Source organism: Kitasatospora sp. NPDC059795, assembly GCF_042732175.1.
Classification (GTDB): domain Bacteria; phylum Actinomycetota; class Actinomycetes; order Streptomycetales; family Streptomycetaceae; genus Kitasatospora.
In genome coordinates this window covers 270,753-293,460 of record NZ_JBHWID010000007.1, presented here as the reverse complement: position 1 = coordinate 293,460, position 22,708 = coordinate 270,753, and the positions used below count along the sequence as shown (strand labels likewise).

At 72.3% G+C, this 22,708-nt stretch carries 19 protein-coding genes; 5 read left to right on the top strand and 14 right to left on the bottom strand.

What is annotated here, in order from left to right:
• Positions 1-15 precede the first annotated feature (15 nt).
• Genes ACFV4P_RS17330 through ACFV4P_RS17320 form a run of 3 tightly spaced genes read left to right on the top strand, consistent with a single transcriptional unit; the run spans position 16 to position 3,409 of the window.
• The gene (locus ACFV4P_RS17330) at positions 16-777 is read left to right on the top strand and encodes an SDR family oxidoreductase (protein WP_380471899.1); all 762 of its coding nucleotides are present in this window, start codon (positions 16-18) and stop codon (positions 775-777) included.
• The gene (locus tag ACFV4P_RS17325; protein WP_380471897.1) at positions 774-2,138 is read left to right on the top strand and encodes a hypothetical protein; all 1,365 of its coding nucleotides are present in this window, start codon (positions 774-776) and stop codon (positions 2,136-2,138) included. The genes ACFV4P_RS17330 and ACFV4P_RS17325 overlap by 4 nt, the downstream gene beginning before the upstream one ends.
• Entirely contained in the window at positions 2,138-3,409 is a 1,272-nt protein-coding gene (locus ACFV4P_RS17320) for an MFS transporter (protein ID WP_380471895.1), read from the top strand. Before ACFV4P_RS17325 ends, ACFV4P_RS17320 begins: the two co-directional genes overlap by 1 nt.
• 33 nt (positions 3,410-3,442) lie before the next feature.
• Here ACFV4P_RS17320 and ACFV4P_RS17315 read toward each other — a convergent pair whose 3' ends face one another.
• From ACFV4P_RS17315 to ACFV4P_RS17260, 12 genes are all read right to left on the bottom strand, one after another.
• Positions 3,443-4,345 carry a LysR family transcriptional regulator gene (locus ACFV4P_RS17315; protein WP_380471893.1) on the bottom strand — a complete coding sequence of 301 codons (903 nt, stop codon included), beginning with the start codon at positions 4,343-4,345 and terminating at the stop codon, positions 3,443-3,445.
• 136 nt (positions 4,346-4,481) lie between these two features.
• Positions 4,482-5,285 (bottom strand): aldo/keto reductase, encoded by an 804-nt coding sequence (locus ACFV4P_RS17310; protein ID WP_380472062.1) that lies wholly within the window; start codon positions 5,283-5,285, stop codon positions 4,482-4,484.
• A 54-nt stretch (positions 5,286-5,339) separates the two neighbouring features.
• Positions 5,340-6,389, bottom strand: coding sequence for a quinone oxidoreductase family protein (locus ACFV4P_RS17305; RefSeq protein ID WP_380471891.1), 1,050 nt, complete (start codon positions 6,387-6,389; stop codon positions 5,340-5,342).
• Positions 6,382-7,377 carry a branched-chain amino acid transaminase gene (locus ACFV4P_RS17300; RefSeq protein ID WP_380471889.1) on the bottom strand — a complete coding sequence of 332 codons (996 nt, stop codon included), beginning with the start codon at positions 7,375-7,377 and terminating at the stop codon, positions 6,382-6,384. Before ACFV4P_RS17300 ends, ACFV4P_RS17305 begins: the two co-directional genes overlap by 8 nt.
• The gene (locus ACFV4P_RS17295; RefSeq protein ID WP_380471887.1) at positions 7,352-8,038 is read right to left on the bottom strand and encodes an HAD family hydrolase; all 687 of its coding nucleotides are present in this window, start codon (positions 8,036-8,038) and stop codon (positions 7,352-7,354) included. The genes ACFV4P_RS17300 and ACFV4P_RS17295 overlap by 26 nt, the downstream gene beginning before the upstream one ends.
• Complete coding sequence (locus tag ACFV4P_RS17290; protein ID WP_380471885.1) at positions 8,035-9,375, bottom strand: D-arabinono-1,4-lactone oxidase; 1,341 nt, start codon at positions 9,373-9,375, stop codon at positions 8,035-8,037. The genes ACFV4P_RS17295 and ACFV4P_RS17290 overlap by 4 nt, the downstream gene beginning before the upstream one ends.
• Positions 9,372-10,304 (bottom strand): SDR family oxidoreductase, encoded by a 933-nt coding sequence (locus ACFV4P_RS17285; protein ID WP_380471883.1) that lies wholly within the window; start codon positions 10,302-10,304, stop codon positions 9,372-9,374. The genes ACFV4P_RS17290 and ACFV4P_RS17285 overlap by 4 nt, the downstream gene beginning before the upstream one ends.
• A complete protein-coding gene (locus tag ACFV4P_RS17280) occupies positions 10,304-10,978 on the bottom strand; it encodes an RraA family protein (protein ID WP_073807533.1) in 675 nt (224 codons plus the stop codon). The genes ACFV4P_RS17285 and ACFV4P_RS17280 overlap by 1 nt, the downstream gene beginning before the upstream one ends.
• Positions 10,978-12,972 carry a transketolase C-terminal domain-containing protein gene (locus tag ACFV4P_RS17275; protein WP_380471881.1) on the bottom strand — a complete coding sequence of 665 codons (1,995 nt, stop codon included), beginning with the start codon at positions 12,970-12,972 and terminating at the stop codon, positions 10,978-10,980. The genes ACFV4P_RS17280 and ACFV4P_RS17275 overlap by 1 nt, the downstream gene beginning before the upstream one ends.
• Before the next feature lie 22 nt (positions 12,973-12,994).
• Positions 12,995-13,792 carry an SDR family oxidoreductase gene (locus ACFV4P_RS17270; protein WP_380471879.1) on the bottom strand — a complete coding sequence of 266 codons (798 nt, stop codon included), beginning with the start codon at positions 13,790-13,792 and terminating at the stop codon, positions 12,995-12,997.
• Complete coding sequence (locus ACFV4P_RS17265; protein WP_380471877.1) at positions 13,782-14,882, bottom strand: N-acetylneuraminate synthase family protein; 1,101 nt, start codon at positions 14,880-14,882, stop codon at positions 13,782-13,784. The genes ACFV4P_RS17270 and ACFV4P_RS17265 overlap by 11 nt, the downstream gene beginning before the upstream one ends.
• A gap of 530 nt (positions 14,883-15,412) precedes the next feature.
• On the bottom strand, positions 15,413-18,445 hold the full coding sequence (locus tag ACFV4P_RS17260) for a BTAD domain-containing putative transcriptional regulator (RefSeq protein WP_380471875.1): 3,033 nt from the start codon (positions 18,443-18,445) through the stop codon (positions 15,413-15,415).
• Positions 18,446-19,320: 875 nt separating this feature from the next.
• Between ACFV4P_RS17260 and ACFV4P_RS17255 the strand changes: the two genes are divergently transcribed.
• Together ACFV4P_RS17255 and ACFV4P_RS17250 are read left to right on the top strand one after the other, a co-directional pair.
• On the top strand, positions 19,321-20,178 hold the full coding sequence (locus tag ACFV4P_RS17255; protein ID WP_380471873.1) for a helix-turn-helix transcriptional regulator: 858 nt from the start codon (positions 19,321-19,323) through the stop codon (positions 20,176-20,178).
• A gap of 215 nt (positions 20,179-20,393) precedes the next feature.
• The gene (locus ACFV4P_RS17250; RefSeq protein WP_380471871.1) at positions 20,394-20,759 is read left to right on the top strand and encodes a nuclear transport factor 2 family protein; all 366 of its coding nucleotides are present in this window, start codon (positions 20,394-20,396) and stop codon (positions 20,757-20,759) included.
• 80 nt (positions 20,760-20,839) lie between these two features.
• Here the strand turns inward: ACFV4P_RS17250 and ACFV4P_RS17245 are convergent, their stop codons facing one another.
• On the bottom strand, positions 20,840-21,442 hold the full coding sequence (locus ACFV4P_RS17245; protein WP_380471869.1) for a superoxide dismutase: 603 nt from the start codon (positions 21,440-21,442) through the stop codon (positions 20,840-20,842).
• A 199-nt stretch (positions 21,443-21,641) separates the two neighbouring features.
• Positions 21,642-22,697 carry an ABC transporter substrate-binding protein gene (locus tag ACFV4P_RS17240; protein ID WP_380471867.1) on the bottom strand — a complete coding sequence of 352 codons (1,056 nt, stop codon included), beginning with the start codon at positions 22,695-22,697 and terminating at the stop codon, positions 21,642-21,644.
• Positions 22,698-22,708 lie beyond the last annotated feature (11 nt).

The window sequence follows — 22,708 nt, the reverse complement described above, 5'->3', positions numbered from 1 at the left end:
CAGAGAGGAAAGACCATGGTGAAGACCGCAGTCGTGACCGGTGCGAGCAGCGGCATCGGAGCGGCCATCACAGCGCGGCTGGCCAAGGACGGCTACCGGGTGCTCGCCGTGGCCCGCCGGGCCGACCGGCTGGCCGAGGTGGCCGAGCGGACCGGGGCCACGCCGTACGTGCTCGACGTCACCGACAGCGAGGCGGTGGCCCGGTTCGCCGCCACCGTCGACCGGTGCGACGTGCTGGTGAACAACGCCGGCGGCGCGTTCGACGCGGCCACCCTCGAAGCCGCCGACCCGGAGGTCTGGCGACACAGCTTCGATGTGAACGTCCTCGGCACGCTGCACGTCACCCGGGCACTGCTGACCGCACTGCTGGCGGCCCGGGGCGCGACTGTGGTCACCATGAACTCGACCGCCGGGACCTCCGTCTACGAAGGCGGCGGCAGCTACACGGCGGCCAAGCACGCGGCGCACGCCCTCACCGGGACGCTGCGCCTGGAACTGGCCGGCAAGCCCGTCCGCGTCGTCGAGATCGCCCCGGGCATGGTGCGGACCGAGGAGTTCGCACTCAACCGGTTCGCCGGCGACGCGGGCAAGGCCGCGGCCGTCTACGCGGACGTCGACCGGCCGCTCACCGCCGAGGACATCGCCGAGTGCGTCGGCTTCACGGTCGGCCTGCCGATCCACGTCAACATCGACCAACTGGTCGTCAGGCCACTGGCCCAGGCCGCGCAGCACAAGCTGCACCGCGGCCCGCTCTTCGAGGGGGAGACTGCGCGATGACCGACGCGATCACCGAGGCGTACAACCAGGAGTGCCTGTCCCCGGACAGCCGGTTGCGCGACGTCACCAGCCGGCTGAAGCTGCCGGCCAAGCTCGCCGCCGCGCACGGCGCCGGCTCGCTGCCGCGCCCGCTGTTCCTCGCCGAGCGGGAGATCCGGGAGTTCACCGACGACCTGAAGGGCTTCTTCGACCTGCTGACGGCGCTGCCGGAGCGGCTGTTCGACGGCAACGTCGACCGGTACGCCGACGCGGTCGGCGTCAGCCCGCGGCGGGCCGCGCTGATGAAGCGGCTCGGCGTCGCTCCGATCCTGCACGGACGTGCCGACCTGCACCACGACGGGACGTCGTTCAAGCTGCTCGAGTTCAACGTGGGCACCCACCTGGGCGGCACCGACCGCGCGGAGGTGCTGCGGCTCCACCTGGAGGACGAGGCGTTCCGCTCCTTCGCCGAGGAGCACCGGCTCGACTACGCGCACACCGGCTCGCAGATCATCGACGTGCTGCGCAAGCTCGGCGAGCAGGTGACCGGCGGATCGGAGCCCGTCATCGCCTTCGTCGAGGCCGACGGGGGCCTGGCGCCCTACATGCACCTGGTGCTCTCGTTCCAGGAGATGGCCGCGCGGCTCGGCATGAAGATCCTGCTCGCCGAGGTCAGCCAGGTCACCAGCAAGGACGACAAGCTCTACCTGGACGACACCCCGATCGACGTCGTCCTGCGCTACTTCTCGACCAACCAGCTGTGCGCGGACGGCCGCGACGGCGCCGAGGCGGAGCCGTTCTTCCGCGCCCACGAGGCCGGCAAGACGCTGCTCTACACGCCGCTGGACGGCCTGCTCTTCGAGCAGAAGACCAGCCTGGCGCTGCTCTCCGACCCCGAGTGGCGCGGCGCGTACACCGCCGAGGAGACCGAGCTGATCGACCGGCTGCTGCCGTGGACCCGGCTGCTCACCGACGGCGAGACCACCGCCGACGGCGAGCGGGTGGACATGCTCGACTACTGCCACGCCAACCGCGCCGACCTGCTCCTGAAGCCCGGCGGCCAGGACGGCGGCCGCGGCATCGTCTCCGGCTGGACCGTCGACGACCGGACCTGGCGCGAGGCGCTGGCGTCCGGCAACGGCAAGGAGTGGCTGGTGCAGCGCCGGGTCGTTCCCCGGAACGAGCCGATGGTGGACCCGGAGACCCTGCAGATCCGCGACTGGCAGGCCACCTGGGGCATGTTCGTCACCCCGCACGGCTACGGCGGCTTCCACATCCGCGCCCTGCCGGCCGACCTCGACGGCATCCTCTGGCTCGGCAACGTGCCGCACGTGCGCAAGACCGGCGTCTTCCACTACGCGGCGCCCGACAAGGAGGCGTGATGACCGCCGACGTGTCGACGGCGGCGCCCGAGGAACGGCAGCGCTCGCTGCTGGCCCGCCACGCCGACTTCCGCCGGCTGTTCACCGCGTACAGCCTGAGCCAGGTGGGCACCCAGGTCAGCTACGTCGCGGTGCCGCTGGTGGCGATCGAGGCACTGCACGCCGGCTCCGCCCAGGTCAGCGCGCTGGCGTTCCTCGGCTCGCTGCCGTTCCTGCTGGTCGGCCTGCAGGCCGGCGCGTGGCTGGAGCGGATGCGGCGGCGGCCGGTCCTGATCGTCACCGACCTGGTGCGCGGCGGGCTGATCGCCTCGGTGCCGATCGCCTGGGCCTTCGACGCGCTGACCAGCGTCCACCTCTACCTGGCGGTGCTGCTGGTCGGCGTCGCGACGGTGTTCTTCGAGGTGGCGTCCGGGGCGTACATCCCGCACCTGGTCGGCCGGGACAACCTGCTGGAGGCGAACGCCAAGCTCGGCGGCATGTTCGCGGGCGCCGAGGTCGCGGGCCGGAGCATCGGCGGTTTCCTCGTGCAGGCGCTCACCGCGCCGTACGCGCTGGTGGTCAACGCCGTCACCTACCTGTGGTCGGCGCTCTGGCTGGGCGTCATCCGCAAGCAGGAACCGCAGGTGGAGAAGACCGGCGCCGCCAAGCCGCTGTGGCCGGACGTCAAGGCCGGCCTCGGGTACGTGTTCGGCAACGGGGTGCTGCGGACGATCTCGCTGGAGACGTCCTGGAGCAACTTCTGCCTGCGCATCGTCATCACGCTGGTGCCGGTGCTGTACGTCTCGGAGCTGCACCGCTCCGCCGCGCTGGTCGGCGCCTTCCTGACCGCGGGCGGCGCCGGGGTGTTCGTCGGCGCGGCGGTCGCCCGCCGGATCGGCAGCAAGGTCGGCTACGGCCGGGCGCTGTGGCTGTCGGGCGCCTGCTGCGGGCCGTTCGCGCTGGTGGTGCCGTTCGCGGTGCACGGCGCGGCGGTGTGGATCGGCATCGCCGCCTGGGGCCTGGCGACGGTCAAGGTCGGCTTCGACAACGTGCTGAAGGGTTCGATCCGTCAGCTCGTCACCGCGGACGACATGATGGCCCGGATGGGCGCGACCTACCGCTTCCTGATCACCGGCGTGCTGGCGATCGGCTCGGGCGCCGCCGGTGTGCTGGCGGGAACGGCCGGGGTGCGGACCGCGGTCCTGGTCGGCGCCGCCGGCCTGGCCGTGAGCTGGCTGATGCTGTTCTTCTCGCCGGTCCGCGCGATCCGGGAGCTGCCCGGCACCGCGTAAGCGCACGTCGCAGGCGACGCCCGGCCGTTCGGGTCAGAGCGTCGCCTGCGCCGTCTTCGACAGTGCGGCGATCGTCGCCCGGATCGCCGGGCGACGGTCGCCGCCGGCCCGCCAGACCGCGTAGACGTGCCGGCTCAGCAGCGGCTGCACCGGGACCACCCGGACGCCCTCCGGGATCGGCTCCCGGCCCAGCCGCGGGATCACCGCGATGCCGAACCCGGCCTGCACGAGCGCCAGTTGGGTGGCGTACTCGCCGGCCGTGTGGACGATCTGCGGCTCGATGCCGTACCCGCGCAGGGTGTAGAGCAGCCACTCGTAGCAGCCGGAGCCGGGCGTCCAGCTGATCCACCGGGCGCCGTGCAGCTCGGCCAGGTCGAGCGTCTCGCGGGACGCCAGCGGGTGGCTCGCCGGGAGCGCGATGTCGGCGACGTCGTCGAGGAGTTCGGTCCGGCTCAGCCCGGGCGGCAGGCTCAGCGGCGCGTTGAACCAGTCCTGCACCACCGCGACGTCCAGGTCGCCGCGGATCACCAGCGGCACCGACACGTCGGGCTCCAGCTCGGAGATCCTCGGGAACAGCGACGGGAACTCGGTCACCAGGCTGGTCAGGGTGCCGGTCAGCAGACCGCGGGCGGCCGTCGGGAAGCCGGCTATCGACACCTGCCCGACCACGGCGCCGCGGTGCCCCTCCAGCTCGGCCTCGGTCTCGTCGACCAGCGCCAGGATCTTGTCCGCCCGGTCGACCAGCAGCTTCGCCGCGTCGGTCAGCAGCACGCCCCGGCTGTGGCGCTCCAACAGCGTCTGCCCGACCTCGCGTTCGAGCTTCGCGAGCCGCTGCGACACCGCCGACGTGGTCAGGTGCAGCACGGCCGCGGCCGAGCTGATCGACCCGCTGGTCGACACCGCGTGCAGGGCCCGGATCCCGTTGAGCTCCAACATGTGCGTGTCCTTCCGCAGGTGGTCGGCGGCGTCGAAGCCGTCGGGTACGAGAAGCAGAACACGGCGGACTCCGGCCGGGCGGCTGTTCGGTGCCGCCGGCCGGAGTCCGCCGTGCGTATGGCCTGGAGCCGGCCGGTCAGCTCGCCGGGTAGGCGGCGTCGAGACGGGCGAACTGCTCGTCCGTCAGCTTGAGTTCGGCGGCCGCGACGTTCTCCCGCAGGTGCCCGGCCGAGCTGGTGCCCGGGATCGGGATCATCACGGGGGAGCGGTGCAGCAGCCAGGCCAGCGAGACCTGGGTGGTGGTGGCGCCGAGCTCGGCGGCCACCCCGGCCAGCACGCCGCGGTCGCGCGAGTGCTCACCGCGGGCGATCGGCAGCCACGGGACGAAGGCGATGCCCTCGCGCTCGCAGTACTCCAGCACGTCCTCGTCGACCCGGTCGCTGAGGCTGTAGCGGTTCTGCACGCTGACCACGTCGATCTCGGTCCGGGCCGCCTCCAGCTCGGCCACCGACACCTGCGACAGGCCGATGTGCCGGATCTTGCCCTCCTTCTGCAGCTGCGCCAGCGCGCCGAACTGCTCGGCGACCGGCACCTTCGGGTCGATCCGGTGCAGCTGGAACAGGTCGAGGGACTCCAGCCGCAGCCGGCGAAGGCTCAACTCGGCCTGCTGGCGCAGGTACTCGGGACGGCCCAGCGGCAGCCACTCGTCCCGCGAGGGACGCGACTGGCCCGCCTTGGTCCCGATGACCAGGCCGGCCGGGTAGGGGTACAGGGCCTCGGCGAGCATCTCCTCGCTGGTGCCGGGGCCGTACGAGTCCGCGGTGTCGATGAAGGTCACGCCGAGCTCGACGGCGAGCCGGGCGAGGTCGAGCGCGGCCGGAACATCGGCGGGCAGGCCCCACACCCCGGGCCCGGTCAGCCGCATCGCGCCGAATCCCATGCGCTGGACGGTCAGATCGCCACCGAGGACGAAGGTCTGGTTCACGGTTTCCTCTCAGTTGCTTGCAAATGCCTGACGCCGGTCGGAGCCGGCGGCAGGGACGAGCACGACCTTTCCGAGCACGCGACGCCCGGCGAGGTCCGCGTGGGCCTGTGCCGCTTCGTGGAGCGGACGGTCGCCCACTGCGTCCAGCCGCAGCATGCCCCGTGCCAGGCCGTCGAACACCGCCCTTGCCCGATCGAGGAGTTCGGACCGGTCGCGGATGTGATGGGTGAGGTCGGGGCGGGTCAGGAAGAGCGATCCGCCCGCCTGCAGCAGCGCCGGATCGACCGGGTCGACCGGGCCGCTCGCCGCGCCGTGCAGCACCAGGGTGCCGCGCGGGCGCAGTGACGCCAGGCTCTGGGCGAAGGTCGCGGCGCCGACCCCGTCGTAGACCGCGGCCACCCCCTCGCCCCCGGTCAGCGCCCGGACCTGCTCGGACAGCGGGACGTCGCCGGCGTCCGGGCCGTAGCGGACCACCTCGGCGGCGCCGGCCTTCCGCGCCAGCTGCTCCTTCTCGGCGGTGGAGACGGTCCCGATCACCCGGCCGCCGAGCAGCGTCACCCACTGCGTCAGCAGCAGCCCCAGGCCGCCCGCCGCGGCCTGGACCAGCACGTTCTGGCCCGGCCGCACCGGGTGGCTGTCGTGCACCAGGTAGTGCGCGGTCATGCCTTGCAGCAGCACCGCCGCCGCCGTCCGGTCGTCGATCGCGTCCGGCACCGGCACCAGCCGCTCGGCCGGGACGACGGCGAACTGCGCGTAGGCGCCGCGCACGTTCGCCCAGGCGACCCGGTCGCCGACCCGGAGGCCGTGCGGGTCCGTGTCGGGCCCGAACGCGCGCACGACGCCCGCGCCCTCCTGCCCGAGCACGGCCGGCATCGGCACCGGGTAGCGGCCCGAACGCAGGTACAGGTCGACGAAGTTGACGCCCGCCGCGGCGACCTCGACCAGCGCCTCGCCAGGGCCGGGCGTCGGCACCGGGAACTGCTCGAAGCGCAGTTGCTCGGGGCCGCCCGGCTCGTGCAGCACCACGGCGTCCATCACGCCCTGCCCGGCCTCAGCCATGAGCCTTGACCGGAACCGGGGTGAGCCAGCCGAGGTGCCGGCCCGAACGGCCGCGCACCAGCGAGAAGTACAGCTCGTACAGGTGCTCGGTGACCGGTCCGGCGACGCCCTTGCCGACCCGCAGGCCGTCCACCGTGGTGATCGGCAGCACCTCCCAGGCCGTGCCCAGGAAGAACAGCTCGTCGGCGAGGTACAGCTCGGTGCGGTCCACCGTGCGCTCCTCGACCTCGTAGCCCTCCTCGGCGAGCAGGGTCAGCGCGGTGGAGCGGGTGACGCTCTCCAGCACCCCGCTGGACAGCGCCGGGGTGACCACCACGCCGTCCCGGACCATCGCGATGCACGCGCCCGGGCCCTCGCTGACCTTGTGCTGGTCGTTGAGCAGGATCGGCCAGTCGTGCCCGTTCTCCCGCGCCTCCATCAGCGCCAGGCGGCCGTTGTGGTAGTTCGAGAACGCCTTGACCCGCGGCGGCGTGATCGCGTCGCTGATCCGCAGCCAGGAGCTGACCCCGGCCCGGCAGCCCTCCCGCTTGAACCCGGACTGGAACGGCCAGCTGTCGATGGCGACCTCGCAGCGCACCCCGGCCGGGACCATCTGCTCCCGGATCACGCCCTCGGGGAACGCCCACGGGCGGATGTAGGTGTCGTCCGAGGCCTTGTTCGCCGTCATCAGCTCGACGATCGCCGCGGTCAACTCGTCCCGCGTCCACGGGATCTCGACCCGGCAGATGCGCGCGGAGGCGTACAGCCGGTCCAGGTGGTCCTCCAACCGGAACAGCAGCAGGTTCTCGCCGTCCTCGGCCAGGTACGCCTTGATGCCCTCGAAGACCGCCGCCACCGAGGCGTGGCCCACGGCGTTGACGTGGATCGTGGCCTCGCCCCATGGCTGCAGCCGGCCGCTGCGCCAGATCCACTCGGCGCTGTCCACGCCGGGAGCGGCCAGGGAACCGAGGTGTGCGGCGGGCTCACGCCGCGGTGCTGCGGAACTCATCGTCGAAGAGCCTTTCGAGGGAGTCGAGGGACAGGGATTCGAGGGTGGGCACCACCGCCGACGCGCCGGCGAACGCGGACGGGTCCGCGGCGGCCGCGGCGCCGGGCACGGCGACGCAGCGCAGCGAGGCCGCGACGGCCGCGGTCACCCCGGGCACCGAGTCCTCGAAGGCCACCGCGGTGTGCGCGCGGACGCCGAGTTCGGCCAGGGCGTGGAGGTAGAGGTCGGGAGCCGGCTTGTTGGGCAGCGGCAGGTCGCCGGTGACGACGGCCCGGAAGTGCTCGCGCACGCCGAGCCGCCGCAGGTGCGCCTCCACCCACGAGCTCGCCGCGCTGGACACCAGCGCGATCCCGAGCCCGCGACCGTCGGCCTCGCCCAGCAGCTCGGCCACCCCGGGCAACAGCGGCTGGGCGTGCGCGAGTTCGGACTTGAGCGCACGCCGGTGATCGAGCTCCTGCGCCGTCATGGCCCGCCCCAGGCGTTCGCCGAGGTCGTCCGCCGCGAGGAGCTCGCCGTCGTGCCGGCCGCGCATCCGGGCCCACAGACCCGCCGGGAGTTCGAGACCGAACTCCCGGTAGGTCTGCTGCCAGGACTCGCGGGCGGCGTTCTCGGTGTCGCAGATCAGGCCGTCGAAGTCGAACAGCAGCGTGTCGAGGGTCATGCCACGACCGCTCGCTCCGGCGCGCCCACCGGGCCGAGCAGGCGCACCGCGTAGTCGCCGGCGAAGACGCCGTCGGGGTCGACGCGGGACCGCTCGCGCTGGAAGTCCGCCCAGCGCGGGTACCGGGGTGCGAGCACCTCGGCGGTCGCGGTGTGCGCCTTGCCCCAGTGCGGCCGTCCGCCGTGGGCGCGCATCACGTGCTCGATCACCCGCAGCAGCTCCACCTGGCCGGGGCTGCGCGACACGGTGAGGTTGACGTAGCCGGTGTCCCGGCCGTACGCGGGGCTGAGCGGCGAGTCGTCGCCGGCGCCCACCCGGACCAGCACCGAGTACGGCGAGTACTGCCCGGCGCGCTTCAGCGCACCCGTCAACTCGCGCAGTGCGTCCGGGGTCCGGTCCAGCGGCAGGGCGTGTTCGAGGGCGATCTGCTTCACCGGCTGCGGGAAGGTGAACACCTGGTCGGAGACGTCCACGTAGTCGGCCGGCCCCGGCAGGGGCCGGGCCAGCGCCCGGCTGAGCACCGGGACGGCCGTCGACGAGCCGCGGCCGGCCACGCCCGTCACGCCGCAGCACAGTTCCTGCACGGTGGTCGTGTAGCGGCGCAGCCGCGCCCGCGGGGTCGGCGGGGCGTCGGTGCGGTTCATCGTCCGGATGCCGACCTCGGGCTTCCACGGCAGCCAGGACATGCTGATGTGCTCGGCGCTCGCGGCCCAGCCGGAGAAGTCCTTCAGCACCGTGTCGAGCGGGGCCGAGCTCTCCCGGACCTCCAGGTTGAACGCCGGCACGCAGCGGAAGGTGATCGAGGAGACCAGGCCGAGCGCGCCGACCGAGGTGCGGGCGGCGTGGAACAGCGCGGGGTCGTGCTCGGCGTCCAGCGCGTGCACGGCGCCGTCGGCGGTGACCAGGCGCAGCGCCGTGACCAGGCCCGACAGCGGGCCGAAGGACAGCCCGGTGCCGTGGTTGCCGGTCGCGAGCGCCCCGCCGACGGTCTGCTCGGCCAGCGTGCCGATGTTCGGCAGGGCCAGGCCGATCCGGCGCAGGGCGGTGGCGAGGTCGCCCAGCCGGGTGCCGGAGCGCACCGTCACCGACGGCGCGGCGCGGTCCACGGACACGATGCCGGTGTGCCGGGTCAGGTCGACCAGCAGGCCGTCGGTGACGGCCAGCTGGTTGAACGAGTGGCCGGTGCCGGCCGCGCGGATGCCGACGCCGAACCGGCGGGCCATCAGCACGGCGTCCACCAGCGCGGCTTCGCCGACCGGGCGCAGGATGCGCTGCGGCGTGCACCGGGCGGTGCCGGACCAGTTGCGCCAGGAGGTGCGCGAGGCCGAGGCGCTCATGCGTTCCCCTTTCCGTCGGTCGTCGCCGTGCCGATGCCGAGCGTGCGCAGGTAGGTCCGGAGCGACTCCCGCCAGGTCGTCATGGAGTGCCCGAGCGAGCGGAGCCGGTCGGTGTTGAGGGTGGAGTCCACCGGCCGTGCGCCCACGAAGCCGCAGTCGGCCATCGGTATCGGGGTCGGCGCGAGCGCCGGGCCCTCGTCGTCCTTCAGCAGCGACTGGAGTTCGAGCCCGACGTCGAACCAGCTGGCCCGTCCGCCGTTGCCGATGTGGACGGTGCCGCCGGGAGGCTCCGGCAGGCACAGCAGGTGCACCAGCGCCTCGGCGAGGTCACGGGTGCCGGTCGGCAGGCTGTACTGGTCGCTCACCAGCGGGGCCGGCTCGCCGCGCTCGGCGGAGCGGACCGCGGCGAGAACGTTGTCCACCCGCTCGTCCGCGCCGCCGAACAGCCAGGACGTCCGCACGATCAGCGAGTCGGGCACCAGGGAGGTGATCCGCTCGCCGGCCACCTTGGTCAGGCCGTAGACGCTGACCGGGTTGGGCAGGTCCTGCTCGGTGTAGCCGTGTTCCGGGGTCGCGAGGCCGTCGAAGACGTAGTCGCTGGACAGGTACACCATCCGCGCGCCGGCCCGACGGCTCTCCTGGGCGACGTTCCGGGTGCCCTCGACGTTGACCCGCATCGCGAGGCGCGGGTCCGCCTCGCAGGTGTCCACGATCGCGCAGGCGGCGAGGTGCACCACGACCGTAGGCCGGAACTCGGCCACCGATCGGCTGAGCGCACGGCCGTCCGCGATGTCGAAGTCGACCAGCGAGACGCCGTGCACCGGCCAGTGCGCGGTGCGCGGGTCCTCGCCCAGAGCCCGGATCAGCGCCTGTCCGAGCATTCCGTCCGCGCCGGTGACGTAGATCCGCTCCGGCCGTGCGCCGCCCATTAGAGGTGCCCGAATTCGGTCAGGAGCTGCTGCAGGGTGGCACCGGAGTTGATCTTGTCCCGGATGAGCTTCTCCTTGGCGATCTGCCGGCCGGTGCCCTCCAGGACCTCCTCGGCGGCCTCGGCCGGGACGACGGCGATGCCGTTCTCGTCCGCGACCACGATGTCGCCGGGGTGGATGATCTGACCGTCGATCACCACCGGCACGTTGAACTGCACCGGCTCGGTGCGGTTGTGCTCGGCGCTGGGCGAGGGGCGCGGCACCGTGGAGCGGTACCAGACCGGGAACTCCAGGTCGCGGATCTCGTCCACGTCGCGGATGGCGCCGTCCACGATGCCGCCGGCGATGCCCGCCTTCAGCGACAGGGTCGACATCAGGCCGCCCCACATCGCGGTCCGGGTGGTCTCGTGACAGGCCACCACGATCACGTCGCCGGGCTGGGCCTTGGCGAGCAGCGGCATGCAGTCGACCAGGTTGTCGATCGACAGGCTGACGGTCAGCGCCGGACCGGCGATCTTGTGGTGCGGCTTGACCGGCAGCAGCCCGCCGATCGCGCCCATCCGACCCTGCGCGTCGGTCACCAGGCAGGAGGGGCTGTACTCGCGCAGCACGGCGCGGAACTCCTCGATCACCGCCTCGGACGGCCGCTTGACGTCGTTGTACACCGTTTCCATCAGATCTCTCCGTTCTCTTCGGGACGCCGCGTGCGGGCGGCGACAGCGAGGGGCAGGGCCGTGGCGGTTCCGCGGGACTCCGCGAGGACGGCGTCGGCCAGGTCCTCGAAGTGCAGTCCGTGGGCGCGCAGGATCTCCTCCGGGGTGCCGGACAGCGGCACCTCGGTCAGTCCCAGGCCGCGGAACGCCGGCGACTCCGGCAGGTTCAGCTCGGCCAGCGTGCGGGCGACGACGTCGCCCTGGCCGCCGCGCACGTAGTGGTTCTCCACCACGATCAGGCGGTCGGCGCCGGCGGCCAGTTCGGTCAGCCAGTCGGCGTCGACCCGGTTGAGCCAGGGCAGCTCGACGACCGTCGGGGCCTCGCCCTGCTCCGCCAACAGGTCGGCGGCCTGAAGGAGTTGGTCGAGCACGGTCGGACCGGCGCCGATCAGGACGGTACGGCCGCCCTCGCGCACCACCCGGCCGTGGCCGGTGCGCAGCTCCGCGGCGGGCAGCGCGGCCACCCGGGCGGGCACCTCCACGCTCTCCAGCCGCAGGTAGAAGCTCTCGTCGGTCGCGACGCAGTGCCGCACCGCCAGCCGCACGCCCTCGCAGTTGGCCGGCTGGATCACCGTCAGGCCCGGCAGGGCGCTGAACGCGGCGACGTCGCGGACCGCCTGGTGCGAGTGGCCCGGCGCGGCGGGCAGCAGACCGGCCAGCGCGCCCATGTAGACGATCCGGCGGCCCTCGGTGGCGTTGTTGTAGATCTGCTCGTACGGCCGCGAGTGCAGGAAGCAGGCGAAGGAGTTCACGAACGGCAGCAGGCCCTGGGAAGCCAGGCCGCTCGCCGCGGAGACCATGTCCTGCTCGGCGATGCCGAACTCGATGAAGCGGTCCGGGTGGGTCTGGGCGAACGGGATCAGGCCGGTGTCGAGCACCAGGTCCGCGTCCAGCGCGAGGATCCGCTCGTCCTGCGAGGCGAGCTCGGTGAGCTCCTTGCCGTACGCCTCGAAGAGCTTCTCGGTGCCGGGGTGCCGGTCCGGCGCCGGCTCCTCCGCCACCAGGTTCAGCGGGCCGAGGCCGTTGCGGTCGAGGATCTCCCGGGCCGAGTCGACGAGCTGCGCGTGCGCGGCCTCGTAGTGCTCGGGCGCCGGGGCGCCGCTGTGGAACAGGTAGCGCCAGAACGTCCCCGAGTCGTCGTCGGTGAACGCCGCCGGCATCGAGGTCGCGGCGAAGGCCTCGCAGCCGCCGCCCTTGACGGTGTCCGCGACGACCACCGCGGGCAGCTCCGGGAAGGACTCCCAGCGCTTGCGGAACGCGGCCTCCAGCGCCTCCTGGTCGTGGCCGTCGCAACGGACCACGCCCCAGCCGAAGCCGGCGAAGCGCGCCTCCAGGTCGCCCAGGCTGTTGACGTCCTCGACCCAGGTGTCCGACTGGATCTTGTTGTGGTCGACGACGACGGTCAGCTCGTTCATGCCGCGCTGGACGGCGCCGGCCAGCGCCTCGTAGTTCTGGCCCTCCTGCAGCTCGCCGTCACCGGTGACCACGTAGACCCGGCGCGAACGGCCGGCCAGGCGGTCGGCCAGGATCACGCCCTTGGCCTTCGAGATGCCCATGCCGAGCGAGCCGGTGTTGAAGGGCATGTGCGGGGTGTGCACGTCGGGGTGCCCGGGCAGGCCGCCGAGGCGGCGCAGCCGGTGCAGCTTCCCCTCGGGCAGCCCGCCGAGGCCGATCAGCGCGGCGTACAGGCCCGGCGCGTCGTGGCCCTTGGAGGAGAAGTAGAGGTCCCCGTCCTCGGCCAGCGGCTCGCGCATCTCGTGCAGGTACAGGTGGCTGACCAGGTCCGCGGCGCTGAAGCTGGAGCCGAGGTGGCCCGAGCCGGCGCGCATCACCATGTACAGCGTGTTGATCCGGGTGAGTGCCGAGAAGGCACGGCAGCGCTCCAGGGGGTCTGCCACCCCGTCGAGGACGCGGGTGATCTCCGCGACCTCCACCCGGTGCAGGGCGACGGGCATTGTCTCTCCTTCGGGGGTTCGGTCACCAGCTGACATAGCCGCCGTCCAACAGCAGTTCCTGTCCGGTGACGTAGCCGCTGAGCTCGGAGGCGAGGAACAGCAGCGGACCGGTCAGGTCGCCGTCCACCGCCATCCGGCCCATCGGGACCCGCTCGGCGAACTTCCGCCGGAACTCCGGGTCCTGGCCGCCGAGCACGCCGCCGGGGGACAGGGTGTTGACGCGCACGCCGTCCGCCCCCCAGTACGCGGCCAGGTACCGGGTCAGGTTGTGCACCGCGCCCTTGGACATGCCGTAGGCCGGGTGCTTGAGGAACGGCGGGTCGAGCGGGATGTGGTCGTAGAGCGGCGGGTAGGGGGCCACGTTCCCGTACAGCGATCCGATGTTGATCACCGAGCCGCGGCCCTGCTCGGCCATGTGGACGCCGAAGACCTGACACATCAGCAGCACGCCGCGGACGTTGACGTCCAGGATGCTGCCGACGGACTCCTCCGGGACGTCGGCGAAGGTCCAGCCGCCCCGCTCGGCGCTGGGCGGGTGGTCGATGCCCGCGTTGTTCACCAGAATGGTCGGGCTGCCCAGCTCGTCCAGGCAGGTCGCGAGGGCCTCCTGGAGCGAGCCGCGCGAGGTGACGTCGGCGGCCAGGGGCAGGTAGCGCCCCGAGCCGGCGGGCAGGTCGGCCAGGGCGTCCGGGACGGACGCCCTGAGGTCGAGTCCGAGGACGTCGGCCCCGGCGGAGAGCAGCGCGCCGCTCCACACCGTGCCGAGCCGACCTGCCGCGCCGGTGACCACGGCCACCCGGCCGGTCAGGTCAATCGGCATGCGTGCCGGCCTCGGATTCGATCAGCGCGGTCAGCGCGTCGCCGGCGGCCAGGTGGTCCGGCAGGATCGCGTCGTCCTCGGTCAGCGCGACCGAGAGGGTCATGCCGATGACCTGCTCCAGCTGGTACGGCTTGAGGCCGTCGCCCGGCGACTTGCAGGCGATGTCCTCGGCGGTGAGCTTGTGGCCGGCCGGCAGCTCGCGCGCGGCGACGAGCTTCTTGCCCATCTTGCGCACCGCGGGGGCCTCGGTCTCGCTGCAGCGCTTGATCGGCGAGCCCAGGGCGGCCTTGGCGCGGCGGAGACCGGCGGTCAGCTCGGCCAGCTCCACCGGGTTGAGCGAGAACGCGTGGTCGGTGCCCGGCAGCGTCTGGTCGAGGGTGATGTGCTTCTCGACGACGCGCGCGCCGAGGGCGTAGGCCAGCAGGCTCGCCTCGGGGCCGAGGTCGTGACCGGAGAAGCCGACGACGACCTCCGGGAACTCCTCGCGGAAGGTCTGGATCACCGAGAGGTTCAGGTCCTCGGGGGTGGCCGGGTAGATGGCCGTGCACTGGAGCAGGGCCAGGTTGGTGTTGATCGGCAGGATGGCCTCGCAGGCGCGCCGGACCTCCGCCATGGTGGCGCCGCCGGTGCTCACCACCAGGGCCTTGCCGGTCTGCGCGGCGTAGCGCAGCAGCGGGGTGTTGGTCAGGTCCGCCGAGGCGATCTTGATCGCGGCCAGGTCGAGCTCGGCCAGGAAGTCGACGCTCGGCAGGTCGAAGGCGGTGGAGAAGAAGTCGATGCCGAGCTCCGCAGCCACGCCGGAGAGGTGCTTGTACTCGTCGAGGCCGAACTCCAGCGCCTCGCGGTGCGCGCCGTAGGTGGGGCCGTAGGAGTTGCGCCCGGTGTAGGGCTGGTCGTACATGGCCCGCGTGAACAGGGACTTGTTGTCGCGCTTCTGGAGCTTCGCGGCACTCGCGCCGGCCTCGGCCGCCATCCGGAACAGGGCCTCGGCCTGTTCGAGGCTGCCACCGTGGTTGTGGCCGATCTCGGCGATCACATAGGCGTCGGTGTCATCGGCAATCCGGTGGCCACCGATATGGAATTCCCGCATCTGTGTCACGTTCCTTTGCTCTTGCTCTACTCGATTCGCCTTCTGAGCGCGCCAACCGTCGCAAGGCGGTGTCCCGCGGCCGTACCAGTCCGCTCCCGGGGGCGGAGCCCGCACCGGGATCGAGCGGCGCTCGAACAGGACTCGATCGGTACCTCTCTGTGCGAGCGTGGTCACGCACGTCACACACACCACGGAAAGGGAGCTTCCAGCCATGCGTCGCGTCACCCACCGAGTGCCTTCCCTCGCGGCCGCAACTCCCCTTCCCGTCACCGGGATCGGGGCCGCTTCGACGGGCCGGGAGCAGGCGTTCGGCGGAGGGCCCACCACGGACAACCCGAGTCCGAACCTCGTCCCCGCCGGCTCCGGCCACTGACCGCGGCGGGCCGGCCGCCTTACCCCGCGGATCCCCCGTGCGCGGCGGAAACGGCCGGCCCGCCGCCACCTGCTCGGTGACGACGGGCCGGGAACGGCGCACCGGGAAACGGTGCGCCGGGAGAACGGAGTGCCGGGAACGGGATGCCGGGAAGCGGCTATTCGGTCTGCCGGCGGCAGCACACCGGCGTGCCGATCCGGGCGAAGAGCGCCTCCGCCTCCTTGGCGTAGGACGCGGCGGCCGCGCCGGGCCGGCCGCTCCGCAGCGCGACCGCGGCCAGGCCGTCGAGCGCGAGGGCGAGTTCGAAGATGTTCTCGACCGCCCCGGCGTCCCGGCGGGCCGACTCGTGCTGGTCCTCGGCGCGCTGCTCGTACCCCTCGCCCAGCAGAACGGCGCCGAGCAGGTTGGCGATGGCGGCGCGGCGCATCGGCGAGCCGATCTCCACCGCGAGCACCCGCTCGGCCAGGTCCATCGCCTGCTTCGCGTGCCCGGCGCGCCGGAGCGCGTACGCCCGCCAGGCGTCCACCACGCAGACCATCGTCGTGTTGCGCAGCTGGGCGTAGGTGTCGGCCGCCTGCTGGAACCGGTGGATCGCCATCTCCCACTCGGCCAGGCCGAGTTGGGCCTCCGCGATGTTGAGCAGGGCGAGCGCCTCGTCGCTGAGGTTGCTCATCCGCCGGCCCAGCTTCAACGCCATGAAGGCGGCCTTCTCGGCCTCCTTGTGCTGGCACAGCACGTTGAGGGCGGAGCTGATCGCATTGAGGGCGTTGGCCTCCTCGCGGTGGTCGGACAGGCTGCGCAGGATCGGCAGCGCCCGGCGCAGGTAGTGCAGCGCCTCCTGCGACCGGCCCAGCGAGTTGTGGAACGAGCCGAGGCGGCTGAGGCAGGCGGCCTGGCCGTGCCGGTCCCCGATCTCGATCGCCAGCTCCAGTGCCTCCTCCAGGTACTTGATCCCCTTGCCGCACAGCCCGGACAGCCAGTGGCCCAGGCCGGCGTTGGTCAGGCTCAGCCGCAGCAGCAGCTTGTCGCCCAGGCGCCGGGCGGCCGCGACGGAGATCTCGTTGACCTCCAGGAGCTCCTGCGGGTGCTCCTGGAGGGTCAGGTACGCGCCGAGGTTGCGCGGCAGGCCCGCGGCCTGCCGGTGCAGCCCGGCGTCGGAGGCCGCCCGCAGCAGGGCGATCAGGTTGCGGCGCTCCCGGTCGAACCACTTCAGCGCGAGCTGCGGGGTCCAGGCCGGCAGCACGTACGGCTCGGCCGGGACCGGCTCGGCGAGATAGCGCAGCCGCCCGGGGAACAGCACGTCGGCGGCGGCCTCGGCGGCCGCCACGTAGTAGTCCACCAGGGCGGCGAATCGCGCCGCGTCCTCCTGGGGTTCGGCACTGGAGGCGGCGAGGCTGCGGGCGAAGTCCCGCACCAGGTCGTGGAAGCTGAACCGGCCGAACTCGGGCTGCTCCAGCAGGTGCACGTCGATCAGCGACTCAAGGATCCGCTCGGCCTCCTCGAACGCCGTCCCGAACAGCGCCGCCGCCGCGCCGACCTCGATGTCGGAACCCGGGTTGAGGCCCAGCAGCCGGAACGCCCGCTGCTGCTCCGGGCGGAGCACCAGGAAGGACAGCTTCAGGCTCTCCACCACGTCGCGGTCGCCGGTGCTCAACTCGTCCAGACCGGTCGGGCGCACGCTCAGCCGCATGACCAGATGCCCGAACGTCCAGTGCCGGCGGTGCCGCAGCCGGGCCGCGGCGATCCGCAGCGCCAGCGGCAACCCGCCGCAGAGGCTGACCAGTTGGGCCACGGCCTCCGGCTCCGCCGCGCACCGCTCGACGCCGACGATCCGCTCCACCAGGGCCACGCCCTCCTCCGGCGGCAGCTGCCCGATGGAGAGCTGGGCGGCGCCGTCGAGGTTCACCAGCCGGCGGCGACTGGTGACGATCGCCAGGCAGTTCGGCGACGACGGGATCAGCGGCAGGATCTGCGTCTCGTCGAGCACGTTGTCCAGGACGAGGAGGAGCCTGCGGTTCGCGCAGGCCGTGCGCCAGGCCGCGGTGCGTTCCGCCAGGCCCTCGGGCACCTGGTCGCCGTTGACGCCGAAGCTGCGCAGGAGCACGTCCAGCACCGCCTCCGGCCGCAGCGGCTCGCAGCCCGGGGTGAAGCCGTGCAGGTCGACGAAGACCTGCCCGTCCGGGAACTTGTCCGCGATGCGGTGCGCCAGGTGCACGGCGAGCGAGGTCTTCCCGCTCCCGCCCATCCCGTCGACGGCGATCAGTCGCGGCGCGGGGCCCGGGGCCTTCAACAGGTCGGCGAACCAGTCGAGTTCCTCCTGCCGGCCGGTGAAGTCGTCGATGTCGTAGGGCAGGGTGCTGGGGGGAGGGGTGCCGGGGTTCTGCCGCGGCCAGGCCGTGGGCGCGAGGGGGACGACGGAGGACGGGGCGGCCGGGGCCGGGAGGGCGGCCGGGGGCCGGAGGGCCGCCGCCGCACCCGGTGCGGCGGGATCGGCGGGCGACGGCGCGGGCAACGGCGCGGGCTCCGCGGTGGCCAGCAGCGCGGGGTCGGCGGAGAGGATCGCCGCGTGCAGGTTGTTGAGCGCGGCGCCGGGGTCGATCCCGAGTTCGTCGGCCAGCAGCTCCCGCGCCCGGTTGTACTCCGCGAGCGCCTCGGCCTGCCGGCCGCTGCGGTACAGGGAGAGCATCAGCGCGTGCCGCAGCGACTCGCGGAGCGGATGCCGGTCGACCAGTTCGCGCAGCTCGGAGACGGTGGTGGCGGCCTCGTCGGGATTGACCTGGACGTTGCACAGCCACTCGTAGGCGGCCAGCCGGCTGTCCTCCAGAGCGGTCGCCGCAGCCTCGATGATCCGGCCGCTGATCCCGGCCAGGGCCTCGCCCCGCCACAGCGCGAGGGCGGACCGCAGATGGCCCGCCACCGCGGCGGAGTTCAACGGGTCGGCCTGCCGGGCCAGTTCGAGCTCCCGCTTGAACTCGTGCAGGTCGACCCGGGCCGACTCCAGCTGGAGCCGGTAGCCGGGCCCCTCGGTGCAGATCCTCGCCACGTTCTTCGGTATGCGGAGCCGGAGTTCGCCGATCGCCTTGCGGACCTGGTGGGTCGCGGTGCGCGGCGGGAATTCCTCCCACAGTGCCGCCGTCAGGCGGGTGGTGGGAACGACTCGTCCCGACTCCAGTAACAGGATGGCGAGCACTTTCTCGTTCTTCGAGCCACCCAATTGCTTTCGCTGGTGCGTGTCCGAGGTGACTTCCAGCGACCCGAGGAGTCCGAAGCGCCAATAACCCGTGGCACTGTCATTTTCGGTCGCTGTTCCCGTTGTGGTGGAATTTCCCTGCAAGTGCTCCATGTGAGACTCACACCCCCTGTTCGCCCGTGGCACATGCCAGGAGCCAAGCCAGCATACACGGGCGTATGCATGCCAAACTTAAGTCCGTTTAAATGCAGTTCGGGCCTTATGCGTCCGGTGACGCTTTCGGAGCTTTTCGTGGTGTTCGTCGGGATGATCGGCGGGACGGCGGACGGCCCGCGCCCGGACAGAGCCAGTGCTCGACGCCCCTGTCCCGGCCTGCGGGCTCCCCGGCGGAGTCGGTGCCCCGCAGCGGCCGGGCGGGGCGCCGGCCGCTGCGGCCCGTCGGATTTCGCAGGTTGCTTGCGTATTCTCGGCAGTCGCCGGCATGGCCCGTCCCGCTCCCCCTCGAAGTGCGGTCGGGCGTCTATGGGCGAGGTAATGCGGGGCGGTCCGGGGCGGCGCTGTCGCAGGTGCTGTGATCAGGCAGGACGGTGTTTCCACGGTCATTGTAAAGCGTAATGCGCGGGTTGTGGGGTCAAATCCTGCGGGCGGTTCGGTGGGGGTGTGGGGCGGGGATCGTGCAGCGTTGGTTGAATTCCGTTCCGGCGGAATGGATTCCGGAAAGGCGCAGTGGGCGAGATCGTTTGTCCAGCCTTTTGGCGTGTTTGAGTCATCTTTGAATTGGTCCGCGCCAAGCGCCCCATCGGCCCGGGTTCCCGCTCCCGGCCGCGACCAGACTGCTGGTCCGGGGAATTGGTTCGAACACCGAGGAGGGCGGAATGACACAGGATCTCCAGGCGGCCCGGACCTGCCTGGCACAGCAGGCAGGTCTGCGGATCACCGAGCTCGCGTGCTGCCAGGACCACCGCTCGTTCAGGACGGCCGCGACCGGGCAGCCGGACGGGGCGGTGCTCGTCGTCTCGCTGATCCGCTCGGGGTGCCTGGTGCTGCGCAGCGGCGACCGCGAGGACCTCGTCGACCCGACCACGGGCTTCCTGCTGCGCTGCGGGGACGACGCGGCCGTCGCCCGCCTGGCCCGGGCGCCCGACCTGAGCACGGTGCTCCAGTTCCACCAGGACGTGCACGGCGAGTGCCCGGGCGCGGCCGCCTCGCGGGTGCTGCCGGTGGACGCGCGCCAAGACCTCGCCCACCGCCGCCTCGTCGCCGCCTGCCGGGCCGGCGCGGAGCCGTTCGAGGTGGCGGAGCGGGCCAACCGCCTGGTCGCCGGACTGACCTGCGCCGTCCGCGAGCCCGCCCGCGCGGCGACTGCCGTCGCGCATCGGAGACTCGCCCACCGGGCCTGTGCCGCGCTGATCGACGGGCCGCCGAACCTGGGACTGGAGGAACTCGGCCGGCAGCTCGGCTGCTCCCCGTTCCACCTCAGCCGGGTCTTCCGGGCGGTCACCGGGCGCACCCTCACCGGCTACCGCAATCAGCTGCGGGTGCGCGCGGTGGTGGAGGAACTCGGCGGCGGCCGGCCGCTGCGCGAACTGGCCGCGACGCACGGCTTCGCCGACCAGGCCCACCTGACCCGGGTGTTCCGCCAGTACGCCGGCGAGCTCCCCAAGGTCGTCCGGGCCACGCTGCGACGGGCGGACTCCCCGGCGGGAACCGAGCAAGAATCTTCAACGCCCTGACCGCCGCCGCCGAGAGAATGGCCGCGAACCGGGCCGGGCCGGGCATCGGCGCAGACGCCGGGAGGCCCGTGGGAGCGACCGGGCGCCGGCACCGGGAAATCCCCGGGAGGGACCGGGCCGTCGCCGGCAGGCAGGTGCCGCCGGGGCGGGTGAGCGGCGGGTTCGGGCGACACGACGCCGGCCCCACATCGAGGAAGCTACGGAGAAGGACGGCCATGACTGATCCGAACGAGTTCGCGCGGCGCTACGTCCGGCTGTGGCACGAGCCGGATCCGGGGGTGCGGCGGGAGGGGATCGCGGCGATGTTCGCGCCGGATGCCCGGCACTTCACGCCCTGGCAAGTGGTGTGCGGGCACGAGGAGTTGGAGGCACGGATCGGCAGTGCGTACGAGAAGTGGGTGGCGCCGGGGGAGTACCTGTTCCGGGCCGCGCCGCATGCGGACGGGCACCACGGGACGGTGCGGTTCGGCTGGGAGATGGTGGAGCGCGCTTCGGGGGCGGTGGTGTCCGTCGGATTCGACTTCGTGGTGTTCACCGAGGAAGGACTGATCAGGAGCGACCACCAGTTCCTCGACTTCTGAGCGGGGCCGCACGCGAAGTGGCGTGCGGCCCCGGGAAGTTCAGGGCCGTCGGGTGCCGTCGGTCGTCTGCGGGGCAGGCGTCAGGCGGACGTGGCGGCGGTGAAACGGGTGGTGACGTCCTGCCAGTTCACGACGTCCCACAGGCGGGTGACGTAGTCGGGGCGGACGTTCTTGTACTGCAGGTAGTAGGCGTGCTCCCAGGCGTCGAAGGCGAGCAGCGGGACGGTGCCCTGGCCCACGTTGCCGTGGTGGTCGTAGACCTGCTCGACGATCAGGCGCTTGCCGAGCGGCTCCCAGGAGAGGATGCCCCAGCCGGAGCCCTGGACGCCGACGGTGGCGGTGGTGAGCTGCTGCTTGAACGCCTCGAAGGTGCCGAAGTGCTCGGTGATGGCGTCGGCCAGCGCGCCCTCCGGGCGGTCGCCGCCCTCGGGGGAGAGGTTCTGCCAGAACAGCGAGTGCAGGACGTGGCCGGACAGGTTGAAGGCCAGGGTCTTCTGCAGGCCGACCAGCGGGCCGAACTGCTCCTTGTCGCGGGCTTCGGCGAGCTGCTCCAGCGTCAGGTTGGCGCCGTTGACGTACGCCTGGTGGTGCTTGGAGTGGTGGAGCTCCAGGATTTCGGCGGACATCGCCCGCTCCAGGGCGGAGTAGTCGTAGGGCAGGTCAGGCAGCGTGTAGGCACCCATGGTTGAGCAGCCCCTCTCGGTCGACGGATGATCCGTTGCGAGGGCCACCTTATTGCAACTCTTTTGCAGGAGCACTGATGGGGCATTAAGGGCTGGTGGCGTCGGGTGTCGCCGGATGTCCTCGGGCGGTGCCTGGCCGGCCTGCGGACGCGCGGGCGGCGGGCCGGCCCGATGGCCCGCCACCCGGCGCGGAGCGGTCTCAGCCCAGCTTGCGGGACTTCTGGATCGCGGCGGTCAGGCGCTCCAGCAGCGGAGCGAAACCGGCGTACGAGAACCGCGGCACCGCGTCCCACGGGGTGACCTGCTCGGCCTTCACGGCGGGCAGCTGGCCCCAGGCGGGCTTGGCGGCCAGGTCCTTGGGCTGGAGGGCGGTGGAACGCTGGTCGAGCAGCAGGATGTCCGCCGCGTACTTGCCGGCGTTCTCCCAGCTCAGGCCCTCGTAGTAGTCGCCGCCGTCGGTCTTCTCCGGCTGGATGAACTCCACGCCCAGCTCGGCGAAGTAGAGCAGGTCGCAGGAGATCTTCGGGTTGGAGACGTAGAACAGGTCGGCGCTGCCCGAGCAGGCCATCACCTTGATCCCGCCGGCCGCCTTGACGGCCTGCCGCAGCGCCTCGGAGGCCTGCTCGAAACGCGCCTTGGCGTCGACGACCTCGGTCGCCTTCAGGTCCGCGCCGAGCGACTCGGCCAGCTTGGCGTAGTGCTCGATCGGCTGACGGATCGACACCCGGCCGGTGGAGGTCAGCACCGACGGGGCGAGCTGCAGGATCTTGTCCTTGGACTCGTCCGGCACGTACCAGTACGCGTCCGGGTCGTACATGTGGGTCACCAGCAACTCGGGGCGCAGCGCCGCGTACTTCTCGATGGAGAACTCGCCCCAGGCGTTGCCGATGATCTCGACCTGATCGACGTTCAGGCTGCCGGCCTGCGGGTCGGCCTTGCCGTCGGCGGTCTTCGTCTCGCCGAAGACGCCGACCAGCTGCTTGTCCAGGCCGAAGTCGGCGAGGGCGGCGGCCGCACCGGTGAAGGCCACCACCCGGGTCGGTACGGACTTGGCGGTGACGGTCTTGCCGCGGTCGTCGGTGTAGCTCCACGGACCCTTGCCCGCACCGGAGTTCGCGCCGCCGGAGGCCTGGTCGCCGCCCTTGCCGGAGCCCTTGTCGCCGGAGGATCCGCAGGCGGCGAGCAGCGCGCCGAGGGCGGTGGCGCCGCCTGCGGCGAGCAGGCCGCGACGGGTCGGGCGGAAGGAGAACGGCATGGCGGGACCTC